The organism is Geodermatophilus sp. SYSU D00815, assembly GCF_054050035.1.
The window spans coordinates 81,850-91,444 of the sequence record NZ_JBJGYO010000019.1; the positions used below are offsets into that span (position 1 = coordinate 81,850).

The window sequence follows — 9,595 nt, forward strand, 5'->3', positions numbered from 1 at the left end:
GTGGCCGCCCCCGGCCGGCACCGCGGGGGGCCGACGGCGGGGGCGGGCCCGGCCGGCGACGGGGGACCGAGGGACGGCCGGGTGGGGCGTCCGCCGGAGTCACCCGGCCAGAATGTCACGCAGCGTGGTCCTCGTGCGACAAGTCGACACGTCGGCATGCCGCACCGGGCAGGTGCCTCACGGGCGCTCCGCGACCTCCTCGACCAGGCCCAGCACCGCCCGCGCCGTCGGCTCGGGCGCCTCGAGCATGGCCACGTGCCCGACGCCCTCGAGGACCAGCAGCCGCGCGTCCGGCACGGTGGTGGCCAGCCGGGGCGCGAGGCGCGGGTCGACCAGCCGGTCGCGGTCACCCCACACCACCAGCGTCGGCGTGCGCAGCCGGGCGGCGATCCGCCAGGCGCCGTTCACGTTGAGGTACGAGGTGATCAGGCCGCGCATGCTGCGCACCAGCGCCCGGTCGGCCCACGGCTGGGCGGCGCGGTCGCGCATCTCCGCCACCGCCTCGTCGATCCGCTCCCGGGGGACCCGCCGCGGGTCGCCGAAGCACATCTCGACCATCCCGCGCACCTGCTGCTCCGGCGCGACGCCGGCCATCCGCTTCTCCGCCAGCCCGGCGACCCCGGGGACCAGGAGCAGGAGCAGCTGCCGGCTGAACGCCGCCGGGACCCGGTACACCGGCATGGCCGGGGAGATCAGCGTGAGCGAGGCGACCAGGTCGGGCCGGCGGGCGGCGACCAGCAGGCTCACCAGCCCGCCCAGCGAGTTGCCGAGCAGGTGCACCGGCCGGCCCCGCGCCTCGCCCGGCAGGCCGGTCACGTGCTCCAGCAGCCCGACGACGGCGCGCGCGTGGCCGCGGACGGTGTAGCGGTGCCGCGGCGGCGGGGCGGAGCGCCCGAAGCCCGGCAGGTCGAGCGCCCAGCCGTCGAAGCGCACCCGCAGCAACGCGGCCAGGTCGGTCCAGTTGGTGGAGGCCCCGCCGAGGCCGTGCACGTACACGGCGCGCTCGCGCGGGGCGTCGTCCGCCGCCCCGTCGACCGGCCCGCCCCAGGGGGTGCGGCGGACGAACAGCCCCCCGATCTCCTCTCCCGGCCACGGCGGCGGGACGACGTCCGGCGACGGCAGCGGCACCTTGGACGGGGTGGCGGGGACCGGGGCGGGCACCCGCTCGACGGTAGCCCCGGCCGGTGTGGACTGCGCGTTCCCGGTGACCCGCCGGTAACATCTGCCGCGCCATGCAGAACCCCCACCAGGCGCCCGCCCCCGCCCGCCGCACGGCCCGCCTCCCCCGCGGCGCGCGGCGGATGCAGCTGCTCCAGGCCGCCCAGGACGTCTTCGTCGCCCAGGGCTTCCACGCCGCGGCGATGGACGACATCGCCGACCGCGCGGGGGTCAGCAAGCCGGTGCTGTACCAGCACTTCCCCGGCAAGCGGGAGCTGTACCTGGCGCTGCTGGAGACGCACGTCGACGAGCTCACCGAGCGCGTGGCGCAGGCCATGGCCGACACCGAGGACAACCGCGCCCGCGTCGACGGAGCCGTCGGCGCCTACTTCGACTTCATCGACGCCGAGGGCGAGGCCTTCCGGCTCGTGTTCGAGTCCGACCTGCGCAACGACGACGACGTCCGCGCCGTCGTCGACCGCGGCACCCGGGCCTGCGTCGAGGCGATCGCCGAGGTGATCGCCGGCGACACCGGCTCCGACCCCGAGCGGGCGCTGCTGCTGGCCTCCGGGCTGACCGGCCTGGCCGAGACCAGCGCGCGCTGGTGGCTGCCGCGCAAGGGCACCGTCTCCCGCGACGAGGCCGTGGCCCTCATGTCGGCGCTGGCCTGGCGCGGCATCTCCGGCTTCCCGCGCGTCGACTGACGTTCGCTGTCGGCGCACCTCCACGGCGGGTCCTGCGAGCGATCGCTGGGCTAGCGTGAGGACAGCCGCGCTACTCGAGGAGGCATCCGCCCCGTGGAAGTCAAGATCGGTGTTCAGCACTCCCCCCGGGAACTGATCATCGACAGCCCGAAGACCCCCGACGAGATCGAGGCCGAGGTGTCGGCGGCCATGTCCGGCTCGTCCAAGACCGGCCTGCTGACGCTGGTCGACGAGCGCGGTCGCCGCGTCGTCGTCCCGGTCGACCGCATCGCCTACGTGGAGATCGCCCAGGCCGACCAGCGGCGCGTGGGCTTCATCGCGGGCGCCTGAACCACCCGTCCCGTGCCCTCCGGCGCGGAGGCCGCCGGCCTCCCGCCGGAGGGCACGGTCGCGCTCGGCGCAGGATCCGGCGGCACCCGGCCCCGGAGTCCTCCTTCAGGGGTTGAGGCCTTCAGGGGTTGGGCCTTCAGGGGTTGGGCCTTCAGGGGTTGAGACCGAGCCGCTTCATCCGCTCGGTGTGCGCAGCCGTGATCCGCTCGATCAGCCGGCCCACGCCGGCCAGGTCGCCGGTGCCCTGCACGATCAGCTCGGCGAGCTGGTCGCGCTCGGCGATCACCGACTGCGACTGCGACATGGCCTCGCCCACCAGCCGCCGGCCCCACAGCGCCAGCCGGCCGGCGACCTTCCGGTCGGCCCGGATCGCCGCCCGCACCTCGCGGACGGCGAAGTCGGCGTGGCCGGTGTCGGCGAGCACCTCGAGCACGAGCGCGCGGTCCGGCTCGGGCAGCAGCGCGGCGATCTCGCGGTAGAAGTCCGAGGCCAGCCCGTCGCCTACGTAGGCCTTGACCAGCCCCTCCAGCCACGTGCTGGGGCGGGTGCGCTCGTGGAAGGTGTCGAGCGCGCGGACGAACGGCGCCATCGCCTCGGCGGGGTCGGCGCCCAGCTCCGCCAGCCGCTCGGTGAGCCGGCCGTGGTGGCCGATCTCCGCGGCCGCCATGCGGGCGAGGGCGGCGCGGCCGTCGAGCGTGGGCGCCAGGCGGGCGTCCTCCGCCAGCCGGTCGAACGCGATCAGCTCGGCGTAGGCCAGCGCGCCCAGCAGGTCGACGACGGCACGGGTGTCGTCCTCGCCCACGCGTTCTCCCCTCGCAGTGTCACGAGCCACATCCGTCTCGCGGCCCGCAGAGGCTAACCGGTCGCTCCGCTAGCATGGGAATCGGCGAGCCACTCGGCTTGCTTGTACATGTATCTGCGCGCTGACGAACGCCGAGCGACGCCCCCCGGGGCGAGCCACCAGGGCCTGTTCCCCGATGCCCGGTCCGCTGGCGGTGTCGGCGCTGGAACTGATCCCGCGACACCGAACCCGGGACGGGACAGGTCCGGCGGCACCCGCCGCGGGACCGCCTGCCCCCCAGCAGACCTGAGGCGAGAGAACTGACCACCGAGAGCACCCCCACCGCCCCCGAGCTCGAGCACGCCGAGACCGGCGCCCCGGCCCCCGAGGCCATCGAGCAGACCGTCGAGCAGCTCGGCGGCGCCCCGGTCGAGGAGACCGCGCCGCTGTTCAGCGACTTCGACGTCCACCCCGACATCGTCGCCGCCCTGGCCGAGGCCGGGATCACCCGCACCTTCGCCATCCAGGAGCTCACCCTCCCGCTGGCCCTCGGCGGGCACGACCTGATCGGCCAGGCGCGCACCGGCACCGGCAAGACCCTCGGCTTCGGCGTCCCGCTGCTGCAGCGGGTCGTGCCGCCGGCCGAGGGCGGCGACGGCGTGCCGCAGGCGCTGGTCGTCGTCCCCACCCGGGAGCTGTGCGTGCAGGTCGCCCGCGACCTGACCACCGCCGGCAGCAAGCGCGGCATCCGCGTGCAGGCCATCTACGGCGGGCGCGCGTTCGAGCCGCAGGTCTCGGCGCTGCAGGCCGGCGTCGAGGTCGTCGTCGGCACCCCCGGCCGGCTGCTCGACCTGGCCCAGCAGGGCCACCTCATCCTGGGCAAGGTCCGCGTCCTGGTCCTCGACGAGGCCGACGAGATGCTCGACCTCGGCTTCCTGCCCGACATCGAGCGGATCCTCGGCATGGTCCCCGCGCAGCGGCAGACCATGCTGTTCTCGGCCACCATGCCCGGCCCGATCGTCACCCTCTCCCGGTCGTTCATGACCCAGCCGACGCACATCCGGGCGCACGGCAACGACGAGGGCTCGACCGTGCCGCAGACCACGCAGTTCGTCTACCGGGCGCACAACCTCGACAAGCCCGAGCTGCTCTCCCGCGTGCTGCAGGCCCGCGGCCGCGGCCTGGCCATGATCTTCTGCCGCACCAAGCGGACCGCGCAGAAGGTCGCCGACGAGCTCGTCGAGCGCGGCTTCGCCGCCGCGGCGGTGCACGGCGACCTCGGCCAGGGCGCCCGCGAGCAGGCGCTGCGCGCCTTCCGCAGCGGCAAGGTCGACGTCCTGGTCGCCACCGACGTCGCCGCCCGCGGCATCGACGTCACCGGCGTCACCCACGTCGTCAACTACCAGTGCCCCGAGGACGAGAAGACCTACGTGCACCGCATCGGCCGCACCGGCCGGGCGGGGGCCGACGGTGTCGCGGTCACCCTGGTCGACTGGGACGACGTGCCGCGCTGGCAGCTGATCAACAAGGCGCTCGACCTGTCGTTCGACGAGCCGGCCGAGACCTACTCGACGTCGCCGTGGGTCTACAGCGACCTCGACGTCCCCGAGACGGCCACCGGCCGCCTGCCCCGCGCCCAGCGCACCCGCGAGGGCCTGGCCGCCGAGGAGCTCGAGGACCTCGGCGAGACCGGCAGGAAGAACCGCGGCGGTGGCGCCGGCGGTGGCCGCGGCCCGGCCCGCGACGACGCCGGCGAGCAGCCCGACCGCCCGCGCAAGAGCCGCCCTCGCCGCCGCACGCGGGGTGGCGGGTCCGCCGCGCCGGCCGCCGGCTCCGGCGAGGCCGCGCCCGCGCCGGTCGCCGCCTCCGGCGAGGAGGGCTCGGCGCCCCAGCCGCGGCGCCGTCGTCGCCGCCGGGGCGGCGCGAACCGCGGCGGCGGCTCCGAGTCCGCGGCGTAGCAGCCGCGGTGCCGGGGCTGCGACGCCCGCCGCTGCGGGTGTGGGTCTGGACGGCGGCCACCCTGGCGCTGGTCGTCGTCGCCACCCTGCTGTGGCGCGGCTCGGACGCCGCGGCGACCGACCGCTCGACCGCCCCGCAGGCCGCCGTCCCCAGCGGGACGCCGGCCGCCGAGCCGGCGCAGGCCTGGTCGGTGCCCGCGGGACCGGTGCCCGAGGAGGCCGTCGAGAGCCACCGGGTCGTCGTCGGGGACCGGCACGGCGTCACCGCGCTCGACCCCGCGACCGGCGAGCCGGTCTGGCACTACACCCGCAGCAACGCGCGGCTGTGCGACGTCACGGCGACCGACGGGGTCGTCGTCGCCGTCTTCCGCACCGAGGTCCGCTGCGACGAGGCGGTCGCGCTGCGCGCCGACACCGGCGTCTACGCCTGGACCCGCAACGTCAGCTTCGACTCCGACGTCACGCTGTCCAGCCGCAGCGGCCTCGTGCTGGCCACCAGCCGCGGCAGCGTCGTCGTCATCGACCCGATCGGTGACAACATCCGCTGGCGCTACACCCCGGACGACTGCCTGATCGACGGTGCGGTGCCCGGCTCGTCCGGCGTCGCCGTGCTGCTGCGCTGCGAGGGCGTGGCCGGCCTGCGGGTCCGGCTGATCGACAGCGGCCAGGGCAGCGCGGTCTGGACCCGGGACCTCCCGGCCGGGGACGGCCCGGAGCCCGCCCTCGCCGGCGCCGACTGGGGCGTCACCGTGGTGGTCGGTGACGAGCTGCAACTGCTCGCGGCCGCCGACGGCGCCGTCGTGACGACCGCGCCGCTGCCCGCGGCCGGGGACGACGAGCCGCCGCCCCGGGCCACGGACGTCGGCGCCGTCGTCCTGGTGTGGGCGCGCGGGACCCTGACCGCCCTGGAGAGCAACGCCGGCACCGTGCTCTGGCAGCAGCCCGCGGTCGGGTTGCCCACCGCCGAGCCGCTGCTCAAGGTGGGCGTGCCGGCGTCCGCGCTCTACGTGCCCGAGGAGGGCGGCTTCGTGCAGCGCGACCCGGCCACCGGCGCCGAGCTCGGCCGCGCCGCCGTCGACGGCCTGCCCGCCGGCGGGGTGAGCACCGTGGTCGGGGACGTGGTGGTCTACCGGCTGGCCGACGAGGTGCGCGGCTACCGGTGAGGACCCCGACCGGGGCCGCCCGACCGTGAGGTTCACTGGGGTCATGGTCCTGCCCGGTGGTACGTCCGACGCCGTCCCGCTCTCGATCGCCCCCACCGACCTGCGCCAGCTCGCCGAGCACGACGCGGCGCGCCGCACCTTCGCCGGGGGCGCCGGCCCGCTGGCCGCGCTCGACACCGGGCCGGCGGACGGCGCGACGGTCCTGCTCGTCGCGGGCTACACCGGCAGCAAGGAGGACTTCGCCCCGCTGCTGCGGCCGCTGCGCACCGCCGGGTACCGGGCGGTCGCGATCGACCAGCGGGGGCAGTTCGAGTCGCCCGGCCCGGCGGACCCCGGGGCGTACACGGTCGCCGAACTGGCCGCCGACGTCGTCCGCGTGGCCCGCGAGCTGCGCGCCGAGGGCCCGGGACCGCTGCACCTGCTGGGCCACAGCTTCGGCGGGCTGGTCGGCCGCGGCGCCGTCCTGGCCGAACCCGGGCTCTTCACCTCGCTGACGCTGCTGGGCTCGGGGCCGGCGAAGCTGGAGGGCCGGCGCGCCGTGCTCCTCGAGTTCATGCGCCCGCTGCTGGCCGACGGCGGTGTGCCCGCCGTGCACGAGGCGATGGAGCAGCTGGCCATGACCGACCCCAAGGCGCAGGCCGTGCCGGCGCCGACGCGGGCGTTCCTGTCCCGGCGGTTCCTCGCCAACGCCGAGGGCGGCCTGCTCGGGATGGCCGACGCGATGACGTCGGAGCCGGACCGGGTGGCCGAGCTGGCCGCCACCGGGCTGCCGGTGCTGGTCGCGCACGGGGTCGCCGACGACGCGTGGACGCCCGAGGCGCAGGCGGAGATGGCCGTGCGGCTCGGCGCCCGCCACGAGGTCATCCCGGGGTCGATCCACTCCCCCGCGGTCGAGAACCCGACGCGCACCCTGGAGGTGCTGCTCGACTTCTGGGGCAGCGTGGCGGCGTCCGGCGCGGAGGCGGCCTCGTGAGCCCCACCGACGGAAGCCCGACCGACGCCGAGGACCGGCTCGGCTTCTTCGGGCCCGAGAGCGTCACCTGGCGGGTGCACAGCGACCCGTCGTTCTCCGTCGGCGGGCTGCGCGCGCTGCTGCTGCAGGCGCTGCACCCGGTCGCGATGGCCGGCGTCGCGCAGAACACCACCGCCCGCGAGGACCCCTGGCCCCGGCTGGCGCGCACCGCCGCCTACGTCGACACGCTCACCTTCGGCACCCGCCGCGAGGCGCTGCGGGCGGTGCGCCGGGTGCGCGGCATCCACCGGCGGCTCGGGGGCGTCGAGGAGACCACCGGGCGGCAGTACCGCGTCGACGACCCCGACCTGCTGCTGTGGGTGCACTGCTGCGAGGTGGACTCCCTGCTCTCGGTCGCCCGCCGGGCCGGGGTGCCCCTGACCGACGACGACGCCGACCGCTACGTCGCCGAGCAGGTCACCGCGGCCGTGCTGGTCGGGGCGGTCGAGGCGGAGGTGCCCAGGTCCGTGGCGGCCCTCGCCGGCTGCTTCGAGGACCAGCGCCCGTCGCTGGCGCTCACCCCGGCCGCGCGGGACGCGGCACGGCTGGTGCTGCTGCCGCCGATGCCGGCCTGGGTCCGCTTCCTCACCCCGGCCCGGCCGGCGTGGGGCACGCTGGCCTCCCTCGGCTTCGCCACCCTGCCTCGCTGGGCCCGCCGCATGTACTCGATGCCGGGGCTCGGCCTGACCGACGCGGCGGCGACCGCCGGGCTGCGCGCGTTCCGGCAGACGATGCTGGCGCTGCCGCAGCGGGTGCAGCGCTCACCGATCGTGTGGGCGGGTCACGAGCGCGTGGCGGCCTGATCCAGCTCGCGGCGGGCGGCGGCCTGCACCGCCTCCCGGACGCGGTCGAGCCCGGCCGAGCGCAGCCTCCACTGCTGCCAGTGCAGGACGACGTCGACGGCGCCGTCCGCGTCGAGGACCACCAGGTCGGCGTCGCGCACCTGCTGGTCGGGCAGCATGCCCCAGCCGAAGCCCAGGGCCACCGCCGCGAGGTAGTCGGCCGAGGCGGGCACGTAGTGGGTGGGGGGGCCGGCGTCCGGTGCCCGCTCGCGCAGGTAGCGGTGCTGCAGGTCGTCGTGCCGGTCGAAGACGACGACCGGCGCCCGGCGCAGCGCCTCCGCGGTGGGCCCGTCGGGGAACCAGCGCCGCGCGAAGGCCGGCGCGGCCATCGGGCGGTAGCGCATGCCTCCCAGCCGTGTGACGGTGCACCCGGGCACCGGGGAGGCGTCGGTGGTGACCGCGGCCATGACGGTGCCGGCGCGCAGCAGGGCGCTGGTGTGCTCCTGGTCCTCCCGGTGCAGGTCGAGGACGTACTCGCCGGCGAGCGGGGCGAGGGCGGGCAGCACCCACGTGGCCAGCGAGTCGGCGTTGACGGCGACGGGCAGGACCGGCAGCCCGGCGTCCCCGTCGCCGCCCAGTTCGCGGACGGCGTCGGCGGTGAGCAGGTCGACCTGGCGGGCCAGGCGGAGGACGGCCTGGCCGGAGTCGGTGACCTGCACCGGCTTGGTGCGCACCAGCAGCACGCGGCCGGTGGCCACCTCCAGCGCGCGCAGCCGCTGGCTGACCGCGGACGGCGTGACGTGCAGAGCGCGGGCGGCCGCCTCCAGCGTGCCGGCGCGGACGGTGGCGTCGAGGGCGCGCAGCTGGGCCAGGTCGAGGTCCATGAAGCAACGCTAACGTGCCTGAAGAATCATGACCTGGACTGTCGCCCCACCGGTTCCTACCGTCGGAGGCGTGTTCCACACCCCTGCCCTCGTCGCCACCCTGTCGGGACTCGCCCTCGGTCTGGGGCTCATCGTGGCGATCGGCGCGCAGAACGCCTTCGTGCTGCGGCAGGGCCTGCGGCTGGAACACGTGACCGCCGTCGTGGCGGTCTGCGCCGTCTCGGACGTGGCGCTGATCGCGGCCGGCGTGCTCGGCGCCGGGGCGGCGCTGTCGCGGGTGCCGTGGCTGGTGCCGGCGGTGTGCTTCGCGGGGGCGGCGTTCCTGATCGCCTACGGCGTCCTCGCGTTCCGGCGGGCGCTGCGGCCCGGGGTCCTGCTCCCCGACTCGGCCGGCGCGCGCACCGGGCTGGCGGTCACCGTCGGCACGTGCCTGGCGCTGACCTGGCTCAACCCGCACGTCTACCTGGACACCGTGCTGCTGCTCGGCTCCACGTCGTCGACCTTCGGCGAGCAGCGCTGGTTCTTCGCGGCCGGCGCCGGCGTGGCCAGCCTGGCCTGGTTCGCCGGCCTGGGCTACGGCGCCCGGCTGCTGCGGCCGGTGTTCGCCCGGCCGACCGCGTGGCGGGTCCTCGACGGCGGGATCGCCGTCGTCATGACCGCGCTCGGGGTGTCCCTCGCCGTCCGCGGGTTCGCCGGCTAGGGAGTGTCTGGCGGATCATGGAATCCACGTGAGTAGCGCGGCGAGGTGGAGCGCGCCGGCGTAGTTGCGGGCGTGCTTGTCGTAGCGGGTGGCCAGGCCGCGCCACTGTTTGGCCTGGCAGAA

Annotated in this window: 10 protein-coding genes; 7 read left to right on the forward strand and 3 right to left on the reverse strand. The window is 76.3% G+C overall.

Annotation, left to right across the window (positions count from 1 at the left end; translation table 11 throughout):
- Positions 1 to 177: 177 nt before the first annotated feature.
- Positions 178 to 1,161, reverse strand: coding sequence for an alpha/beta fold hydrolase (locus ACI78S_RS18515; protein ID WP_456976016.1), 984 nt, complete (start codon positions 1,159 to 1,161; stop codon positions 178 to 180).
- Between the two features lie 71 nt (positions 1,162 to 1,232).
- On the opposite strand from ACI78S_RS18515, the gene ACI78S_RS18520 reads away from it, so the two are divergent.
- Together ACI78S_RS18520 and ACI78S_RS18525 are read left to right on the forward strand one after the other, a co-directional pair.
- Complete coding sequence (locus tag ACI78S_RS18520; protein ID WP_456976018.1) at positions 1,233 to 1,862, forward strand: TetR/AcrR family transcriptional regulator; 630 nt, start codon at positions 1,233 to 1,235, stop codon at positions 1,860 to 1,862.
- Positions 1,863 to 1,955: 93 nt separating this feature from the next.
- Positions 1,956 to 2,192 (forward strand): DUF3107 domain-containing protein, encoded by a 237-nt coding sequence (locus tag ACI78S_RS18525; RefSeq protein ID WP_456976020.1) that lies wholly within the window; start codon positions 1,956 to 1,958, stop codon positions 2,190 to 2,192.
- Between the two features lie 151 nt (positions 2,193 to 2,343).
- On the opposite strand, the gene ACI78S_RS18530 is transcribed toward ACI78S_RS18525, so the two are convergent.
- Positions 2,344 to 2,994: a ferritin-like fold-containing protein gene (locus ACI78S_RS18530; protein WP_456976022.1), complete on the reverse strand. Its 651-nt coding sequence runs from the start codon at positions 2,992 to 2,994 to the stop codon at positions 2,344 to 2,346.
- Positions 2,995 to 3,461: 467 nt separating this feature from the next.
- On the opposite strand from ACI78S_RS18530, the gene ACI78S_RS18535 reads away from it, so the two are divergent.
- From ACI78S_RS18535 to ACI78S_RS18550, 4 genes are read left to right on the forward strand one after another with little or no spacing between them, the layout of a single operon-like run.
- On the forward strand, positions 3,462 to 4,931 hold the full coding sequence (locus ACI78S_RS18535) for a DEAD/DEAH box helicase (RefSeq protein WP_456976034.1): 1,470 nt from the start codon (positions 3,462 to 3,464) through the stop codon (positions 4,929 to 4,931).
- A gap of 8 nt (positions 4,932 to 4,939) precedes the next feature.
- Positions 4,940 to 6,094 (forward strand): outer membrane protein assembly factor BamB family protein, encoded by a 1,155-nt coding sequence (locus tag ACI78S_RS18540; RefSeq protein WP_456976024.1) that lies wholly within the window; start codon positions 4,940 to 4,942, stop codon positions 6,092 to 6,094.
- A gap of 43 nt (positions 6,095 to 6,137) precedes the next feature.
- A complete protein-coding gene (locus tag ACI78S_RS18545) occupies positions 6,138 to 7,067 on the forward strand; it encodes an alpha/beta fold hydrolase (protein ID WP_456976026.1) in 930 nt (309 codons plus the stop codon).
- On the forward strand, positions 7,064 to 7,909 hold the full coding sequence (locus tag ACI78S_RS18550) for an oxygenase MpaB family protein (protein WP_456976028.1): 846 nt from the start codon (positions 7,064 to 7,066) through the stop codon (positions 7,907 to 7,909). The genes ACI78S_RS18545 and ACI78S_RS18550 overlap by 4 nt, the downstream gene beginning before the upstream one ends.
- Here the strand turns inward: ACI78S_RS18550 and ACI78S_RS18555 are convergent.
- Positions 7,888 to 8,772, reverse strand: coding sequence for a LysR family transcriptional regulator ArgP (locus ACI78S_RS18555; protein WP_456976030.1), 885 nt, complete (start codon positions 8,770 to 8,772; stop codon positions 7,888 to 7,890). The genes ACI78S_RS18550 and ACI78S_RS18555 overlap by 22 nt on opposite strands.
- Before the next feature lie 70 nt (positions 8,773 to 8,842).
- On the opposite strand from ACI78S_RS18555, the gene ACI78S_RS18560 reads away from it, so the two are divergent.
- Entirely contained in the window at positions 8,843 to 9,472 is a 630-nt protein-coding gene (locus ACI78S_RS18560) for a LysE/ArgO family amino acid transporter (protein WP_456976032.1), read from the forward strand.
- The last annotated feature ends 123 nt before the right edge of the window (positions 9,473 to 9,595 follow it).